The following is an 18,422-nucleotide window of genomic DNA, read 5'->3' as shown; positions in this document are numbered from 1 at the left end:
CAATTAATGGTTTATCTTCTCTTCTCAACAATAAACCAAGGATTCAGCAAATTTTCTTTATTATACTGCAAGGGAACATCTTTTTTATCCGCCTGATAAACCTCCATTCCCGCAGCACGTGCTATGGCATGTCCAGCAGCAGTATCCCACTCCATAGTAGGAGCAAAACGAGGATAAACATCCGCTTTACCTTCAGCAACCAAACATATTTTAATAGAACTGCCACTGGATATCAACTCCACATCGCCGTGTTTCTGCTTCAACGCTTCAATGTATGCCTCTGTCTCCGGAGTCAGATGTGAACGGGAAGCAACAACCACAAATTGATTTTGCCGACCGCCCTGCGGTAGCCGTACGGAAGCAGCAATCAATTTATCAAGTGTGGCATTATCCTCTAAAGCTGTAATATCCGATAATTTATAAGCACCGATCTCTTCACCGGCAAAATAGAGTTCTTTTTTCACCGGCAGATAAATAACTCCAATAATAGGAACCCCCGCTTTCACCAAAGCTATGTTCACTGTAAATTCACCGTTTCGCTTGATAAATTCTTTCGTACCATCCAAAGGATCGACAATCCACAACATTTCCCACTTACGACGGGTATCATAATCCAAATGTCTCCCCTCTTCGCTCAGAACAGGAAAAGGAGTTTCATTCAAAATAGTGGAAATTATTATATGTGCTTTCCGGTCAGCAATGGTCAAAGGAGAATTGTCAGCTTTCCGCTCTATTTCGAAGTCCGAAGCCGGATCGGTATAAATAGACAATATCTCCTCTCCTGCTTTCAGGGCTGCATCAACAGCAATAAATAAGTATTTATGTTCCATTTTATTACGCAATTAAAACCTTGTTTCCGACAAGGCGTAAAATCCCCAGGTAAATAGAGACACAAAAGTAAAAACTTTATCTCTTTAAAAAGTTTTTAAATAGCTAATTATAACTTCTTTTAGTAGAAACCGGCAAAACCCTAAAAAACCTTTCATATCAAAAAAACTATTCAGCTATACCTCCAATTTTTTATATGACACAGACAGTGCTAAAAAGAAGCTTCAAAGATAAAACATACGCTCCAAACAACTTCTCTGACGGAGCGTACAAATTAACATTGTTAATTCCTCTTTTGTATCATTTGCTTTCCATACACAAACATCAAACCTTTTGCATTAAAAAGACTTGATATTTACCCACAAAAGACTTGGTTTAACACAATGTTAAACCAAGTCTTTTCCAAGCTTAGAACAAGCACTGCCATATCACTGGTTATAAGCAAAATAGTACAATACAGCCTTCTTTATCTAAAGAATCTTTATCTTATAGTTTCGGAAAAGATAATTGCTATTTAAGCAAGTAGCAACTCTCCCATCTGAATATATGAAAATAACGAACGGTAATTATACAGCTTAAAAGATGATTTATATAAAGAGTTTGTAAGCCTCTTGCGAGTATTAGACTTTTTTAATAACTTCACGCCGTACTCCTCGAGGATTATGAAACCAACCTATTAAGATTTAAAATCAAAAAAGAAAACACCAATAACTGATTATCAAAACCTACCACAATGAAGAAAAGTATTATTCTGCTATTTATTAGCCTACTTTTATCTCCGCTATGCATTAAAGCGCATCAGCCAGAATTCTCCACCGCCGGATTTTTCCGACTGGCTGATTCCGGTCGGGAGGTCTATTCCATGAATCCTGCATGGCGCTTTTATAAAGGAAATTGCGTTGGCGCCGAAGCTGTTAATTTCAACGATCGATCATGGGAGGTAGTTTCCTTGCCCCATGGCATCGAATACTTGCCTACTGAAGCCAGCGGCTGTATTAATTACCAAGGTGAAGTATGGTATCGCAAACATTTTACACCGGATGCAACCTTGAAAGGCAAGAAATTATTTCTGCACTTTGAAGCCATCATGGGTAAAAGTAAAATATATGTAAACGGTAAACTACTATCCGAACACTTTGGAGGTTATCTACCTGCAGTTGTCGATGTAACAGATGCCCTGGAATTTGGCAAAGACAATCTGATTGCCGTATGGGCCGACAATAGCAATGACCCTAATTATCCCCCCGGAAAACAACAGGAAGTGCTGGACTTCACTTATTTCGGAGGAATATACCGGGACTGCTGGCTGGTGGCACATAATCAGATATTCATTACCGATCCGAATTATGAAAACGAAGAAGCAGGCGGAGGATTATTTGTCGCTTATGACAATGTATCGGACCTCTCGGCCGAAGTATTGCTCAAAATACAGATTCGGAACTCCGGAAAAAAAACTTTTAAAGGAGTCGTCGAATACGAGCTTCAACAACCGGACGGACAACAAATAGCTTTTCTGAATTCCGTCATTCGTGTCAAATCCGGTAAGGCAGTCAGTTCATCTGATAAGCTGACGGTAAAAAATCCAATGTTGTGGAGCCCGGAGACACCTACACTATACAATCTGATTGTCCGCGTTCGTGACGAACAGGGCAACGTAATAGACGGGTACCGCCGCCGAATCGGGATCCGCAGCATCGAATTCAAGGGAGAAGCCGGATTCTGGCTGAACGGAAGGCCTTATGAAACACCATTGATAGGAGCTAACCGCCATCAGGACTTCGCGATAGTGGGCAATGCAGTGCCAAACAGCATTCACTGGCGCGATGCCAAAAAGCTGAGAGATGCAGGGATGAAAGTAATTCGTAATGCACATTGCCCGCAAGACCCGGCTTTCATGGACGCTTGCGATGAACTTGGACTGTTTGTAATTGTCAATACACCGGGCTGGCAATTCTGGAACGATGCCTCTGTCTTTGCGCAACGGGTATACAGCGACATCCGGAATATGGTTCGACGGGACCGTAACCATCCCTGCGTATGGATGTGGGAACCAATCCTGAACGAAACCTGGTATCCGGCCGACTTTGCCCAGAATGCACATGATATAGTAAAAGCAGAGTATCCGTATCCATATTGTTACAGCGGATGTGATAGTGAAGCCAAAGGAAAAGAGCATTTCCAGATACTTTTCACCCATCCGCTCAATGGAGACGGAGGAGCCTACTCAACCAACCATATAAAGAAACAGATCACTTACTTCACACGTGAATGGGGTGATAATGTGGATGACTGGAATTCTCACAACTCTCCCAGCCGGGTGGCACGCAACTGGGGTGAACAAGCCATGCTTATACAAGCGCAACATTATGCTTGCCCACTTTACAAATACACCAGTTATGATGCTTTATACCGTACCCCCCGGCAACATATAGGAGGCTGTTTATGGCATTCGTTCGACCATCAACGCGGTTATCACCCCGATCCGTTCTACGGAGGTGTGATGGATGTATTCCGACAACCCAAGTATTCTTACTATATGTTTATGTCCCAACGATCTCCCCGGAAAGAGAAGCGTCTTTTCAAGACAGGTCCGATGGTTTATATCGCCCATGAAATGACCCCGTTCTCCGGTAAAGATGTCACAGTCTATTCTAACTGCGACGAAGTGAGACTTACTTATCTCAAAGGTGGAAAAACACAAACCTATGTCCGCACCCCGGAGAAAGAAGGGATGCCTTACCCCATCATTACTTTCAAAGACGCATACGACTTTATGCAAGACAAAGCATTGTCACGCCAGGGCAAACAGGCCGACGTATACTTATTGGCAGAAGGGCTGATAGACGGCAAAGTAATAGCTACGCATAAAGTTTATCCGGCACGACGACCGGAAAAACTACTCTTATGGATAGATAATGAAGGAGTAGATCTGAAGGCAGATGGTTCTGACTTTGTCACTGTTATAGCTGCCGTTGCCGACAAGAATGGTAATATCAAACGTTTGAATAACTATACCATCAAATTCCAGGTAGAAGGTGAAGGACGTATCTTAGGCGGCGCAAATAACTTGGCTAACCCGGCATCTGTTCGTTGGGGAACGGCTCCGGTACTGATTCAATCTACTTTAAAACCCGGCAAAATCAAAATCACGGCCAGTGTTTTATTCGAAGGGTCACAAATGCCAAGTAGTGCCGTATTAGAATTAGAAAGTAAACCGGAAACCTTCCCTCAAATTTACAGTCAGGAAGAATCTGCATTTATTCCGGCCTTTACCGGACAAGTAACAAACAGTCTAACTCTAAAGTCAGAAACACAACTGGAAAAAGAGAGATTGCAGAAAGCTAAGAATGCCGAGAAACTGAAAGAAGTAGAACAGCAACAGGAGGAGTTCGGCGAAAAGAAATAATCACATCACTATTTGAAAAAGGCAGTAACTTCACAGTTACTGCCTTTATCCGGGAGCAAACATCTGTTGCTCCCGAAATTACCAAAAAGAATTTCTTTATTAATAGATTCTATATAACAACCAAGCACCCTGGAAGTCTTTTCTATTAGGATATTTAGCCTTGAAAGCATCACGTGCCTGTGCAGCAGAAGCTCTATCGGCAAATGTATTTACAATCACACGATACATGGCTGTTTCAGCATTAAAAGCAATAGTTGCATTATAACCTTCTTTATCCAAAAAATCTTTCAGACCTTCTGCATTTGCTTTCAAACCAAAACTACCGCATACTACGCTATAATCTTTCAATCCATCGGCACCTGAAACCACTGTTACCTTTTCCTGACGAACGCCTGCAGCATTATCAACAGCTTTTTTAGTTTCTACCGGAGCAGTAACCACCGGAGTGACCTCTACGGGAGCTTCTACCTGCGGTTCAGCCAATTCCTGTTGTTTAGCTTTCTCGTATGCCTTTTTATAAGCACTTTCGCTGGATTTACATGAAGCAAATGCCAAGGCAACGCATACGCCCATCCCTAATACTACTAATTTTTTCATAATCTATACACATTTAGTTAATAATTTCGTATCCACTGTTTGAAGGGGACAAAATAATAGAATTTTTATCACCCCACAAAACAATCTTCCTAAAAAACACCTTTTCAGAAATCTCAGCAATCCTTTTTCTTATAAGAAATCGTACCGGTGGCCTGATAAGTGGGCATCACCAATACCTCGGCTATCTGTATATGCTCGGGGGCAGAAGCAGCATAATAAACGGTTTCAGCAATGTCATCTCCGGTCAGCGGACGAATGCCCTTATAAAAAGCATCGGCAGCATCTTTATCTCCACGATAACGGACGACCGTAAAATTAGTTTCCACCATTCCCGGTTTTATATTCGTAACCCGCAGGGGAGTATCTACCAAATCGATCCGCAGACCGTCCGAAAGTGCTTTGACGGCAGCCTTAGTAGCGCAATACACACTTCCACCGGGATAGGCTGCATCACCGGCTATCGAACCGATATTAATAATATGTCCGCGGCTACGCTCCACCATTCCGGGAACCACCATACGCGTGATAGCCAACAATGCCTTAATATTGGTATCAATCATAATATCCCATTCGTCCAAATTTCCTTCAAACTCTTTGTCCACTCCAATCACAAGACCGGCGTTATTCACCAACACATCGATATTTTTCCACTCTTCCGGTAAAGAGGCCAATGCTGCGGAAGCCGCTTTGCGGTCACGTACATCAAACGGCAACAAACAGACACGCACCCCATATTTAGTTTCCAGTTCCTTTTTCAGTTCTTCCAGCTTTGCCACATTACGGGCATTCAAGATCAAGTCCGAACCCTGTGAAGCAAACTTACGTGCACAGCCTTCACCAATACCGCTGCTTGCTCCTGTTATAAAAACGATTTTACCTTTCATTTCTCATATATTAATTTAGATTTCCCATATAATGAGACACAAAAGTACGCTTAAACCTCCGATGATATGCCCTACACCTTAGTTAAATAAGATTAAAGCATTACAGAAAAAAGGATTTACGTCTTACTATTGACCTATCTTTGTGCTATATAACATAACAGAGCCGAGAGGCTCATTCAATTATTGTACATGACATTTGAAAATTTGAATTTGATAGAGCCTATTTTAAAGGCTTTAAGACAAGAGGGTTACACCTCTCCCACCCCGATACAAGAACAGTCAATCCCCATTTTACTTCAAGGAAAAGATCTATTAGGTTGCGCTCAGACGGGCACCGGTAAAACGGCGGCTTTTTCTATCCCTATCTTGCAAAAATTGTATAAAACGGACCATCGCAAAGGGATCAAAGCATTAGTGCTGACACCAACCCGGGAACTTGCGATACAGATTGGTGAAAGTTTTGAAGCATATGGCCGTTACACTGGTCTGAAACATGCCGTTATTTTCGGCGGAGTAGGACAGAAACCACAGACCGACGCTTTACGGGGGGGGATACAGATATTGGTTGCAACTCCGGGCAGATTATTGGATTTGATATCACAAGGATTCGTTTCCTTGAATTCACTTGACTTTTTTGTTTTGGACGAAGCAGACCGAATGCTTGACATGGGATTTATCCACGATATCAAACGTATCCTGAAACTGCTTCCGACGAAAAGACAGACTCTGTTCTTCTCGGCTACCATGCCACCGGAAATAGAGACACTGGCAAACTCAATGTTGACAAAACCGGAAAAAGTGGAGGTAACCCCGGCTTCTTCGACTGTGGATATCATCTCTCAACAAGTTTATTTTGTCGAGAAAAAAGAAAAAAAAGACCTGCTGATTCACTTGCTGAAAGACGCCTCTATCGAGTCGGTACTTATTTTCACACGCACCAAATACGGAGCTGATAAACTGGCACGTATATTGAACAAAGCCGGCATCGGCGCAGAAGCGATTCACGGCAACAAAACCCAGAATGCCCGCCAACGGGCCTTGACCAACTTCAAGAATCACACCCTACGCGCCTTGATAGCAACCGATATCGCCGCACGAGGCATCGACGTAGATCAGCTATCGCACGTGATCAATTATGAGTTACCCAATGTACCGGAAACTTATGTGCATCGCATCGGACGGACAGGACGTGCCGGACATGAAGGTGTAGCCATCTCTTTCTGCGAATCAGAAGAACTTCCCTACCTGAAAGACATTCAAAAACTGATAGGGAAAAACATTCCTGTAGTGAAAGAACATCCGTTTGTCACTGCCGAAGGCGCCAAAGCTCAGGAAGAAAAACAAGAAGAGATTAAGGTCAAAGCAAAAGCCAACAAAGTATACCGTGGAAGTCGGGCGAACGGTGACTTCTGGAGACGGAAAAAACAAAAGCCTAACCAGCCTTCTTCTAATAAGCAAGAAAAAAGGAAATAATCCGTTGGAAATAGGGCAGATGTGATTCTCCTTCACATCAAAATATATAAATCAAGCCAATGGTGAATAGAACCCAAAAGCGCCATATACACAGCCCCATGGTATGAGAAAAATCTTGGAGATTTATAACTCCAAGAAAACACTCCATATAAAAGTATAAAGAAGGTGCGTCATAACTCTTTTCACCACGGAGTTGTGGTGAGTTTCGACACACACTCTTTATTGATTAAATATATCTCCCATACGAATATTCCCACAAAGAAGCGAATCTCCCGCTTTAGGGGCTTCAGATTTTAAACAGAGTATTATTTTCTAAAAAAATTAGGGCAAATAGAACAAGTTTTCAATAAAAATGTTAGCTTTGTAATATGATCATTTAAAAACAAAAGATTATGAAAGGACTTAATGTATTAGCAGCTTTTCTGGGTGGTGCAGCCGTAGGCGCAGCCCTGGGTATTTTATTTGCTCCTGAAAAAGGAGAAGATACTCGTCACAAAATCGCAGAGATTCTTCGCAAAAAAGGTATCAAGTTGAATCGTAACGAAATGGAAAATCTCGTTGACGAAATTGCAGCCGAAATCAAAGGTGAAGTAATTGACTAAATGAACAAGACCAAAACAGAGCTATCATGTTTACAGACGATAAAAGCATTGAAAATATCCAGCAACTGTTTGCTGAGTTCAAGAAGTTTCTTGTGCTCCAAAAAGAGTATACCAAACTGGAATTGACGGAAAAATTAACGATACTCCTATCCACGTTAATTATGATTTTAGTGCTTACTATCTTAGGTATGGTAGCCCTGTTTTATCTGCTTTTTGCCTTGGCTTACATTCTTGAACCATTAGTAGGTGGATTGATGGTAAGTTTCGGCATCATAGCAGGCATCAATATCATATTGATCGCCATCATTTATTTTTTTCGCAGGCAACTTATCATTTCACCAATGGTAAATTTCCTTGCAAACCTGTTTCTCAACGATCCCGATAAAAAATGAAGCAATGAACAACAGCACACCTACTCCCCAAAAAATTACGCTGGAAGACATTGCTCAGCGTAAACAAGAAATATTGCAGGATATCCGCAACCAGAAACAAGCTATGGCAGATACTACCCGCCGGATTTTCGCCCCCCTTGCACCTGCAGCTTCAGGTGGTAGCTCACTGATGCGTTCTTTCAATACCGGCATGGCTATTTTTGACGGCGTCATGCTGGGCATGAAAATGATCCGCAAAGTTCGCGGACTTTTCCGGAAAAGATATTAAAAAAACACCCGGACATACATCATTGTATATCCGGGCGTCTACTATTATCATGTGATATCAAGGAAGTCTTTACACGTACGTTTCCAATAATTTCACATTGCCACCTTGTGGAACAATCGTCACATCCTGAGTGGTGGCAGGAAGCAAAATCGTTTCTCCCGCACCAAGCGTCACCTCGTTGCCTTCATTATCGGTCATCAGACAAGAACCTTCTATACAAATGAAGATAACAAATGAATCCAGCTCTGAATAATCACAACTGATCTGCTCACTCATGTCATAAACCGACGTGGTAAAGTAAGGACAAGCCACCAACTCAACCGGTTCATCTTTCAGAGGTTCATATTTGGTACGATAGTCATCAAGCACTTCATAGTTGATTGCATCGAGTGCCTGGCTGGTATGCAACTCACGTGTTTTTCCATTCGCATCTTTACGATTGAAATCATAAATACGATAAGTAATATCCGAGGTCTGCTGGATTTCAGCGATGAATGCCCCCGCACCAATGCTATGGATACGTCCCGCAGGCAAAAAGAAAACATCGCCCGGATGGATTTCGTATTCCTGAAGCACATCTGTGATTGTATTATTGTACACGCGCTCTTTATATTCTTTCGGAGTAATCTGCTCAGAAAATCCCGAACGCAGTTTAGCCCCTTTATCGGCACCTACTACATACCACATCTCAGTTTTACCTTTTGAGTTGTGGCGCTTCTTAGCCAGTTCATCAGTTGGATGCACCTGTATAGACAGATCTTGCTTCGCATCGATAAACTTTATCAGCAAAGGAAACTCATTGCCAAAACGGGCATAGTTTGCTTCGCCTACCAGTTCCTCACGGTATTTTTTCACCATATCGGTCAGCGTAAGGCCTTTGTCCGGACCATTAGCTACGACAGACTCGTTATTTTCTACGCCGGAAATTTCCCAGCTTTCCCCCACTCCCTTCAAATCATCTTTCAGATGCTTGAACGGGATAATTTTGTCGCCCCCCCAAAGCGTCTGCTTCAGAATGGGTTCGAATTTTAACGGATACATTTTTGTTTTTCTTGTTATAAACTTAGATTAAAAACTCATGATTTTAACAATCAAGGGACAAACATACGAAAAATATCAAATAATACACAAAATCCTGCCTTTTAATTAAAAGTTACATGAAAATTTTATCTTCACATTACAATTTTGGATGCTTTTTCGGGAAACGCTAAACTTTCCTAAATCGCCGAACAGATTTACAAGGAATAATTTGGGAGAACGAAAGAATTTCCCTTTATTTGCAAGAAATTTTAATAATACCAGACATGATTAACACATTCCCAACTGAAGGAAATCTGTCAGGGCTCAGCCGGAAAGATTTTCAAAAGGATATAAACGATAAGAAAACCGATTTGTTTATCCTCAAAAACAAGAAAGGAATGGAAGTTGCCGTAACAAACTACGGATGCGCCATTCTATCTATCATGGTTCCGGACAAAGACGGAAAATATGCCAACGTCGTACTCAGCTACGGCACACTGGATGCACTGATGCACGGACCAGAACCTTTCCTAAGCACCACTATCGGACGTTATGGCAACCGTATCGCCAAAGGTAAATTTACCTTGTATGGTGAAGAGCACAATCTCACAATCAACAATGGCCCTAATTCACTTCATGGTGGCCCCACAGGATTTCATGCCAGAGTTTGGGATGCCGAACAGATAGAGGAAGGCATGATCCGGTTTAACTATACTTCGGCAGACGGAGAAGAGGACTTCCCCGGTAATCTGGAAGTGGAAATGATTTATCGCCTTGAAGAAGAAGAGAATGCAATTGTCATCGAATACCGTGCTACTACCGACAAAGCGACTGTCGTAAACCTGACCAACCACGGATTCTTTAATCTGGCAGGTACTGCCAATCCCACCCCAACAGTAGAAAACAACATCGTCACAATCAACGCAGATTTCTATACTCCGATAGATGAGGTATCCATTCCAACAGGAGAAATAGCCAAAGTAGAAGGCACTCCAATGGACTTCCGTACCCCGCACACCGTCGGTGAACGAATTAATGATAAATTCCAGCAATTGATACATGGTGCAGGTTATGACCATTGCTATGTACTAAACAAAATAGAAGCGGGTTCTCTGGACCTGGCAGCTACCTGCAAAGAGCCTAACAGCGGACGTACTATGGAAGTATACACCACAGAAGCAGGCGTACAACTATATACAGGTAACTGGCTGGGAGGTTTCGAAGGAACAAACGGAGCAACCTTCCCAGCACGAAGTGCAATCTGTTTCGAAGCGCAATGCTTCCCCGATACACCGAACAAAGCACATTTCCCGTCAGCTACGTTACTGCCGGGTGATGAATACCAGCAGGTAACTATCTATAAATTCGGAGTTGAAAAATAAATAAGGAAATAACTAACCTCATTTTTATAACTAACAACTTTTTAAAAACCATGACACAACAAAAAAAGAATTATGTGTTGCCTATTGCAATGATGTTTGCGCTTTTCGCAATGATTTCATTTGTAACAGGACTTACTAATCCGCTCGGACTTATTGTAAAAGAGCAATTCCAGGCTGCCAACTGGATGACGCAGCTGGGTAATGCAGCCAACTTCATAGCTTATGCCTTTATGGGACTGCCGGCAGGCATGATGCTCAAAAGAATCGGTTACAAAAAGACTGCCCTTACTGCCGTAGCCGTAGGATTTATCGGAGTAGGCATTCAAGTGCTATCGGGACAGATGGACTATCAGCCGGGCGAACTGACTGTATTCTGGGTTTATCTGACCGGTGCTTTTGTTTCAGGTTTCTCAATGTGTATGTTGAATGCGGTAGTAAACCCGCTGTTGAATACACTTGCAGGTGGTGGTAAAAAGGGTAATCAATTGATCCAGTTCGGTGGTTCTCTGAATTCTATTTCTGCTACGATCGTCCCGGTATTGGGTGGTTATCTGATCGGTACCATCAGCCAGGATACACGTATCAGTGATGCTAACCCTGCATTGTTCATCGCTATGGGTATCTTCGCTGTCGTATTCATCGTATTGGCCATCATGGACATTCCCGAGCCTCACAAAGAAAGTGCAAGCGATCATAAAGTAAAAGACACTCACAGCCCGCTTTCATTCCGCCACTTCGTTCTCGGAACAGTTGCTATCTTTGTATATGTAGGTGTGGAAGTAGGTATTCCTAACTTTATCAACCTGTTCCTGACCACTTCACCGGATGCGGCAGGTGCCAAAGGATTCGGTATGGATACAGCTATGGCAGGTTCAATCGTAGGCACCTATTGGTTCCTAATGATGATCGGCCGTCTGTGTGGAGGTGCTTTGGGAGCTAAGTTCTCAAGTAAAACTCAGTTGACAGTAGTTTCTTCACTGGCTCTGATCTTCTTGCTGATCGGTATGTTTGCCCCCAGTGCAACAACAGTAGCTATGCCTGTATTTAAAGGAGGTGCCAGCATCGGCTTCGGTATGGAAACAGTACCTGTAGGAATCATGTTCTTCGCACTTTGCGGACTCTGTACTTCTATCATGTGGGGTGGTATCTTCAATCTGGCAGTAGAAGGATTGGGTAAATACACAGCAATGGCTTCCGGTATCTTCATGGTAATGGTTTGCGGTGGTGGTATCCTCCCGCTGATCCAGGGCGCTGTAGCCGATGTAACCAGCAGTTATATTGCAAGCTACTGGGTAATCTTCGCAGCTGTAGCATACATGCTGTATTATGCACTTGTAGGTTGCAAGAATGTAAATAAGGATATTCCTGTTGAATAAAAAACATAAATAATAACTTTTAATACCAAAACGATCATGGATATAGAACACGTAAGAAGTCGCTTCATCAAACATTTTGATGGAACTACAGGATTTGTATATGCCTCTCCGGGCCGTATCAATCTTATTGGCGAACATACCGACTACAATGGCGGATTTGTTTTCCCGGGAGCTATCGATAAAGGAATGATTGCCGAAATCAAGCCAAATGGTACAGACAAAGTAAATGCTTATTCTATCGACCTGAAAGATTATGTTACTTTCGGATTGAACGAAGAAGATGCTCCGCGCGCCAGTTGGGCAAGATATATATTCGGCGTATGCCGTGAAATGATCAAACGTGGTGTTGATGTGAAAGGATTCAATACAGCTTTTTCCGGAGATGTGCCTCTGGGTGCAGGTATGTCCTCTTCAGCAGCTTTGGAAAGTACTTATGCTTTCGCACTGAATGATCTGTTCGGTGAGAATAAAATAGACAAGTTTGAATTAGCCAAAATAGGACAGGCTACAGAACACAACTATTGTGGTGTAAACTGTGGTATTATGGACCAGTTTGCTTCTGTATTCGGAAAAGAAGGCAGCCTGATCCGCTTGGACTGCCGTTCTCTGGAATACCAGTACTTCCCGTTCAAACCGGAAGGTTATCGTCTGGTATTGCTTGATTCGGTTGTAAAACATGAACTGGCTTCATCAGCATACAACAAACGCCGTCAGAGCTGTGAAGCTGCCGTAGCTGCTATCCAGAAAAAACATCCTCATGTAGAATTCCTGCGTGACTGTACAATGGATATGCTGGCAGAAGCAAAAGCTGATATCAGCGCAGAAGATTATATGCGTGCCGAATATGTAATCGAAGAAATCCAACGCGTACTCGATGTATGTGATGCTCTGGAAAAAGGAGATTACGAAACCGTAGGCAAGAAAATGTATGAAACTCACCATGGCATGAGCAAACTTTACGAGGTAAGCTGCGAAGAGCTTGACTTCTTGAACGACTGCGCTAAAGAATGTGGCGTAACCGGCTCACGTGTAATGGGTGGCGGTTTCGGTGGTTGCACCATTAACTTGGTAAAAGACGAATTATATGACAACTTCATCGAAAAAGCCAAAGAATCATTTAAAGCTAAATTCGGCAGAAGCCCGAAAGTGTATGATGTAGTTATCAGTGACGGTTCAAGAAAACTGGCATAAAGATTTAAAAACTAATATTCAGAAGGCAAGGCACATCCTAAACAGATGTGCCTTTCTTTTTGTTATGTAAAAAAGCTATCTTTTTATGGTAGATAAATCCCACTAAAAGGTTATCTTTGCGAAAAATCTGAAAAAACTAAATTAATCAATAGATATGAACGATAGTAAACTTATGAATCGTGCGGCTGATAATATCCGCATATTAGCTGCGTCGATGGTAGAAAAAGCCAATTCGGGACACCCGGGAGGCGCCATGGGCGGTGCTGATTTTGTGAACGTACTCTTCTCTGAGTTTTTGGTATACGATCCGCAAAACCCACGTTGGAAAGGTCGCGACCGCTTTTTCCTCGACCCGGGACACATGTCACCGATGCTTTATTCCGTATTGGCTTTCACCGGAAAATATACATTGGATGAATTAAAGCAATTCCGTCAGTGGGGCAGCCCTACTCCGGGACACCCTGAAGTGAATGTAGACCGTGGCGTTGAAAACACTTCCGGCCCGCTGGGACAGGGACACACTTATGCAGTAGGTGCAGCCATTGCGGCAAAATTCCTGAAAGCCCGCTTCGGCGAAATAATGAACCAGACTATCTACGCATACATATCTGACGGAGGTATCCAGGAAGAAATTTCCCAAGGTGCAGGCCGTATAGCCGGTACACTCGGACTGGACAACCTTATCATGTTCTACGATTCAAACGACGTACAGCTTTCTACCAACACAGAAGATGTGACAACCGAAAACGTAGCCATGAAATATGAAGCATGGGACTGGAAAGTAATCACAATCAACGGCAATGACCCGGACGAAATACGTAAAGCTTTGATTGAAGCCAAAGCTGAGAAGAGCCGTCCGACCCTGATCATCGGTAAAACCACCATGGGTAAAGGAGCACGCCGGGCAGATGGAACCAGTTATGAAGCCGATTGTGCAACACACGGTGCACCGTTAGGCGGTGATGCATATGTAAATACAATCAAGAATCTGGGTGGAAATCCGGAAGCTCCATTCACTATATTCCCCGAAGTGGCCGAACTGTACGCAAAACGCGCGGAAGAGCTGAAGAAAATTGTTGCCGGAAAATATGCAGCCAAAGCAGAATGGGCAAAGGCGAATCCCGAACTGGCCGCTAAATTGACAGAGTTCTTCTCAGGAAAAGCCCCGAAAGTAAATTGGGATGCCATAGAACAGAAAGCAGGCGGAGCAACCCGTGCCGGATCTGCAACCGTATTAGGTGCATTGGCCACTCAGGTAGAAAATATGATCGTGTCTTCGGCTGACTTGTCTAATTCAGACAAAACAGACGGTTTCCTGAAAAAGACCCATGCATTCAAAAAAGGCGACTTCAGCGGTGCCTTCCTGCAAGCAGGAGTTTCTGAGTTGAGTATGGCTTGCATCTGCATCGGTATGTCTCTGCACGGAGGTATTATTGCTGCATGCGGTACATTTTTTGTCTTCTCGGACTACATGAAACCGGCTCTTCGCATGGCTGCCCTGATGGAGCAACCGGTGAAGTTTATCTGGACTCACGATGCATTCCGTGTCGGAGAAGACGGACCTACTCACGAACCGGTAGAGCAAGAAGCACAAGTACGTCTGCTTGAAAAGCTGAAAAACCATAAAGGACACAACTCGATGTTGGTACTCCGTCCGGCAGATGTAGAAGAAACAACAATTGCGTGGAAGCTCGCCATGGAAAATATGTCGACTCCTACAGCACTGATCCTTTCACGCCAGAACATCGTTAACCTGCCCGCAGGAACCGATTATTCACAGGCTGCCAAAGGTGCTTACATCATTGCAGGTGCTGATGAAAATCCAGATGTAATCCTGGTAGCTTCGGGATCGGAAGTTTCCACACTGGTTGCCGGTGCCGAACTTCTGCGCAAAGAAGGTGTAAAAGTCCGCATCGTTTCTGCTCCGTCCGAAGGATTGTTCCGCAATCAAAGTAAAGAATATCAGGAATCGATACTCCCTGCAGGTGCCAAAGTATTTGGTCTGACAGCCGGACTACCGGTGAATCTTGAAGGTCTGGTAGGTTCCAACGGTAAAGTATTCGGTCTTGAGTCCTTCGGTTTCTCCGCACCATACAAAGTACTGGATGAAAAGCTTGGATTCACAGCAGAAAACGTATACAATCAGGTAAAATCAATGCTCTGATCAATCATTCAATGTGCTAATGTGCCAGTTCTTCCGAACTGGGGCATTAGCACATTCACTATATTAGCACATTAAAGAAAAATGAAGAAAATTGGAATTTGTTGCGACCATGCCGGTTTTGAATTAAAAGAATATGTAAGAGGTTGGCTGGAAGCAAAAGGCTGGGAATACAAAGACTTTGGAACATACTCGACAGACAGCTGTGACTATCCCGACTTTGCCCACCCGCTGGCTCTGGCTGTAGAAGCCGGTGAATGCTATCCGGGAATTGCCATTTGTGGCAGTGGAAACGGTATCAGTATGACACTTAACAAACATCAAGGTATACGTGCGGCACTTTGCTGGTCAGCAGAAATTGCACACATGGCACGCCTGCACAACGATGCAAACGTACTGGTCATGCCCGGCCGCTATATCAGTACCGAAGAAGCGGACATGATTATGACGGAGTTCTTCTCGACTGAATTTGAGGGCGGACGCCATCAAAAACGTATTGATAAGATCCCGGTAAAGTAAAACCATATGGTTTCATATCAGTAGAAGGCCAATTCTTATAATAATACGAGGGTGTGTCGAAACTCTTTTCAGCACGGAGTAACACAGAGTAGCACAGAGTCTTTTTTTGCTAATAATCAACAACTTAAAATCATCTCTGTGTTACTCTGTGTCCTCGATGGTGAGTTTCGACACACCCTCTTCTATTTACAGGCAATCCGGCATACTTCTCTATCAGTGCTTCTCCTTACGTTCAAACTCACCTTCTTCAATATAATATTTCCACGTACCTTTAGGTTGATTATTTGCATACTTCCCACGGAATTTCAGTTTACCATTTTCGTAATATTCACGGTAACGACCATGACGTTTTCCTTCTTTAATCTCCGCTTCGCTTTTCAAAGCACCTTCCGGATAAAACTCCCGTAATATATTTCCCGAAAAAAGAAGTTCATTGATTACTAAGTGATAAGAATACCTTAAATTAAGCACATTAAGATATAAAAAACATAATTCTGCAAAAGTCTGATATAATCAAAGAATTGTAAACGGTAGGAGCTACAAATACCTACAAACACATCAAAAGAATATCAGATTGACAAAGAGGTATACTATACTCAGATCTCTATTTTTTTCGGTTTTCCTATTTTTCACAATAGAGATGAACAGGTTAAAAGATAAAAAGCTATCTTTGTGACTCAATAATCCGGAAAATCAAAAGATATGGATCAACTGAAAACCATCAAAGAGCTTATCAACCAAGGAGATATAGAAAAGGCGCTTCAGGCACTTGAGGAATTTCTCCGGACTGAACCAGTCGGAAAAGATGAAGCTTACTATCTGATGGGAAATGCTTACCGCAAATTGGGAGACTGGCAAAAAGCTCTCAACAATTATCAATCCGCTATCGAACTCAATCCCGACAGCCCGGCTCTCCAAGCACGCAAGATGGTGATGGATATTTTAAATTTCTACAATAAAGATATGTATAATCAATAAACGTAATAAAGACAGATTATGGCAAAAATCAAAGGAGCAATCGTAGTCGACACGGAGCGTTGCAAGGGGTGCAACCTGTGTGTGGTAGCTTGTCCGCTCAACGTAATATCCCTCGCCAAAGAGGTGAATGTAAAAGGGTATAATTATGCCCAGCAGATTCTTGAAGATACCTGTAACGGATGCAGTTCATGCGCAACTGTATGCCCGGACGGATGTATCTCTGTTTATAAAGTTAAAGTAGAATAAAAGAAAAGAATATGGCAGAAGAAGTTGTATTAATGAAAGGAAACGAAGCCATCGCCCATGCGGCTATCCGCTGTGGTGCCGACGGATACTTCGGATATCCTATTACTCCGCAATCGGAGGTGTTGGAAACTCTTGCCGAACTGAGACCCTGGGAAACTACCGGTATGGTAGTTCTTCAGGCAGAAAGTGAAGTGGCAGCTATCAATATGGTTTATGGCGGTGCCGGCAGCGGCAAAATGGTGATGACTTCATCATCAAGCCCCGGTGTCAGCCTGAAACAGGAAGGTATCTCTTATCTGGCAGGTGCCGAACTTCCATGTCTGATCGTGAATGTGATGCGCGGTGGTCCCGGATTGGGTACCATCCAACCCAGCCAGGCAGACTATTTTCAAACAGTGAAAGGAGGAGGGCATGGCGACTATAAACTTATCGCACTGGCTCCGGCATCTGTTCAGGAAATGGCAGATTTTGTCGGACTCGCTTTCGAGCTTGCGTTTAAATATCGCAATCCGGCAATCATCCTTGCAGATGGTGTCATCGGGCAGATGATGGAAAAAGTCGTTCTTCCTCCCGCCAAAGCCCGTCGTACGGAAGCAGAAGTCATAGCGCAATGTCCTTGGGCTTCTACCGGAAAGACGAAAGACCGCAAGCCCAACATCATTACTTCACTGGAGTTGCGTCCGGAAGAGATGGAAAAGAACAACCTGCGCTTCCAGGCGAAGTACAGAGTAATTGAAGAAAACGAAGTACGTTTCGAAGAAATAGACTGCGAAGATGCAGAATATCTGATCATAGCTTTTGGCTCAATGGCACGTATCGGTCAGAAAGCCATGGAGCTGGCACGTGAAGAAGGCATTAAAGTCGGTATGCTTCGTCCCATCACTTTATGGCCGTTCCCGACAAAAGCAATTGCCGAGTATGCCAATAAGGTAAAAGGTATGCTGGTAACCGAGCTGAACGCCGGACAGATGGTAGAAGACGTCCGCTTAGCGGTAAACGGAAAAGTGAAAGTAGAACATTTCGGCCGCCTGGGAGGCATTGTTCCCGACCCGGACGAAATAGTAACTGCATTGAAAGAACAATTAATCAAATAACTACA

17 protein-coding genes and 1 pseudogene are annotated in these 18,422 nt (G+C 43.2%); 13 read left to right on the top strand and 5 right to left on the bottom strand.

What is annotated here, in order from left to right:
• Positions 1 to 11 precede the first annotated feature (11 nt).
• On the bottom strand, positions 12 to 830 hold the full coding sequence (gene cysQ / locus JZY04_RS01665; RefSeq protein ID WP_122142375.1) for a 3'(2'),5'-bisphosphate nucleotidase CysQ: 819 nt from the start codon (positions 828 to 830) through the stop codon (positions 12 to 14).
• Positions 831 to 1,561: 731 nt separating this feature from the next.
• Here cysQ and JZY04_RS01660 point away from each other — a divergent pair.
• On the top strand, positions 1,562 to 4,234 hold the full coding sequence (locus JZY04_RS01660) for a glycoside hydrolase family 2 TIM barrel-domain containing protein (protein WP_122142376.1): 2,673 nt from the start codon (positions 1,562 to 1,564) through the stop codon (positions 4,232 to 4,234).
• Between the two features lie 99 nt (positions 4,235 to 4,333).
• On the opposite strand, the gene JZY04_RS01655 is transcribed toward JZY04_RS01660, so the two are convergent.
• The gene (locus JZY04_RS01655; protein ID WP_005809050.1) at positions 4,334 to 4,831 is read right to left on the bottom strand and encodes an SPOR domain-containing protein; all 498 of its coding nucleotides are present in this window, start codon (positions 4,829 to 4,831) and stop codon (positions 4,334 to 4,336) included.
• Positions 4,832 to 4,944: 113 nt separating this feature from the next.
• On the bottom strand, positions 4,945 to 5,715 hold the full coding sequence (locus JZY04_RS01650; RefSeq protein WP_005776447.1) for an SDR family NAD(P)-dependent oxidoreductase: 771 nt from the start codon (positions 5,713 to 5,715) through the stop codon (positions 4,945 to 4,947).
• 189 nt (positions 5,716 to 5,904) lie between these two features.
• Here JZY04_RS01650 and JZY04_RS01645 point away from each other — a divergent pair, with 189 nt between their 5' ends.
• From JZY04_RS01645 to JZY04_RS01630, 4 genes are all read left to right on the top strand, one after another.
• On the top strand, positions 5,905 to 7,188 hold the full coding sequence (locus tag JZY04_RS01645; RefSeq protein ID WP_044300496.1) for a DEAD/DEAH box helicase: 1,284 nt from the start codon (positions 5,905 to 5,907) through the stop codon (positions 7,186 to 7,188).
• 392 nt (positions 7,189 to 7,580) lie between these two features.
• Positions 7,581 to 7,790, top strand: a complete 210-nt coding sequence (locus tag JZY04_RS01640; RefSeq protein WP_005776445.1) for a YtxH domain-containing protein — start codon at positions 7,581 to 7,583, stop codon at positions 7,788 to 7,790.
• Between the two features lie 26 nt (positions 7,791 to 7,816).
• Positions 7,817 to 8,182 (top strand): phage holin family protein, encoded by a 366-nt coding sequence (locus tag JZY04_RS01635; RefSeq protein ID WP_005776444.1) that lies wholly within the window; start codon positions 7,817 to 7,819, stop codon positions 8,180 to 8,182.
• Positions 8,183 to 8,186: 4 nt separating this feature from the next.
• Positions 8,187 to 8,450: a hypothetical protein gene (locus JZY04_RS01630; protein ID WP_005809055.1), complete on the top strand. Its 264-nt coding sequence runs from the start codon at positions 8,187 to 8,189 to the stop codon at positions 8,448 to 8,450.
• A 69-nt stretch (positions 8,451 to 8,519) separates the two neighbouring features.
• On the opposite strand, the gene JZY04_RS01625 is transcribed toward JZY04_RS01630, so the two are convergent.
• On the bottom strand, positions 8,520 to 9,491 hold the full coding sequence (locus JZY04_RS01625) for a type I phosphomannose isomerase catalytic subunit (protein WP_005776441.1): 972 nt from the start codon (positions 9,489 to 9,491) through the stop codon (positions 8,520 to 8,522).
• Between the two features lie 263 nt (positions 9,492 to 9,754).
• On the opposite strand from JZY04_RS01625, the gene JZY04_RS01620 reads away from it, so the two are divergent.
• From JZY04_RS01620 to rpiB, 5 genes are all read left to right on the top strand, one after another.
• Complete coding sequence (locus JZY04_RS01620; RefSeq protein WP_122142377.1) at positions 9,755 to 10,852, top strand: aldose epimerase family protein; 1,098 nt, start codon at positions 9,755 to 9,757, stop codon at positions 10,850 to 10,852.
• A 50-nt stretch (positions 10,853 to 10,902) separates the two neighbouring features.
• Positions 10,903 to 12,228: an MFS transporter gene (locus JZY04_RS01615; RefSeq protein WP_005809061.1), complete on the top strand. Its 1,326-nt coding sequence runs from the start codon at positions 10,903 to 10,905 to the stop codon at positions 12,226 to 12,228.
• Positions 12,229 to 12,264: 36 nt separating this feature from the next.
• Positions 12,265 to 13,419 carry a galactokinase gene (gene galK, locus JZY04_RS01610; protein ID WP_005776437.1) on the top strand — a complete coding sequence of 385 codons (1,155 nt, stop codon included), beginning with the start codon at positions 12,265 to 12,267 and terminating at the stop codon, positions 13,417 to 13,419.
• Positions 13,420 to 13,573: 154 nt separating this feature from the next.
• The gene (locus tag JZY04_RS01605; protein WP_220577398.1) at positions 13,574 to 15,583 is read left to right on the top strand and encodes a transketolase; all 2,010 of its coding nucleotides are present in this window, start codon (positions 13,574 to 13,576) and stop codon (positions 15,581 to 15,583) included.
• Between the two features lie 81 nt (positions 15,584 to 15,664).
• Complete coding sequence (gene rpiB / locus JZY04_RS01600) at positions 15,665 to 16,099, top strand: ribose 5-phosphate isomerase B (protein ID WP_005776435.1); 435 nt, start codon at positions 15,665 to 15,667, stop codon at positions 16,097 to 16,099.
• Between the two features lie 213 nt (positions 16,100 to 16,312).
• On the opposite strand, the pseudogene JZY04_RS01595 reads toward rpiB, so the two are convergent.
• Positions 16,313 to 16,522: pseudogene (locus tag JZY04_RS01595) on the bottom strand (DUF3352 domain-containing protein); the annotation flags it as partial.
• 279 nt (positions 16,523 to 16,801) lie between these two features.
• Between JZY04_RS01595 and JZY04_RS01590 the strand changes: the two are divergent.
• The 3 genes from JZY04_RS01590 to JZY04_RS01580 are packed head-to-tail and all read left to right on the top strand — an operon-like array spanning position 16,802 to position 18,417.
• Entirely contained in the window at positions 16,802 to 17,077 is a 276-nt protein-coding gene (locus JZY04_RS01590; RefSeq protein ID WP_122142379.1) for a tetratricopeptide repeat protein, read from the top strand.
• 18 nt (positions 17,078 to 17,095) lie between these two features.
• Positions 17,096 to 17,323 carry a ferredoxin family protein gene (locus JZY04_RS01585; RefSeq protein ID WP_005776432.1) on the top strand — a complete coding sequence of 76 codons (228 nt, stop codon included), beginning with the start codon at positions 17,096 to 17,098 and terminating at the stop codon, positions 17,321 to 17,323.
• Between the two features lie 11 nt (positions 17,324 to 17,334).
• Positions 17,335 to 18,417 (top strand): 3-methyl-2-oxobutanoate dehydrogenase subunit VorB, encoded by a 1,083-nt coding sequence (locus JZY04_RS01580; protein ID WP_122142380.1) that lies wholly within the window; start codon positions 17,335 to 17,337, stop codon positions 18,415 to 18,417.
• Positions 18,418 to 18,422 lie beyond the last annotated feature (5 nt).

Origin of the sequence: Bacteroides sp. 11BF, assembly GCF_019633765.1 — a bacterium.
GTDB lineage: Bacteria > Bacteroidota > Bacteroidia > Bacteroidales > Bacteroidaceae > Bacteroides > Bacteroides hominis.
This window is presented reverse-complemented; position numbering and strand designations above follow the sequence as displayed.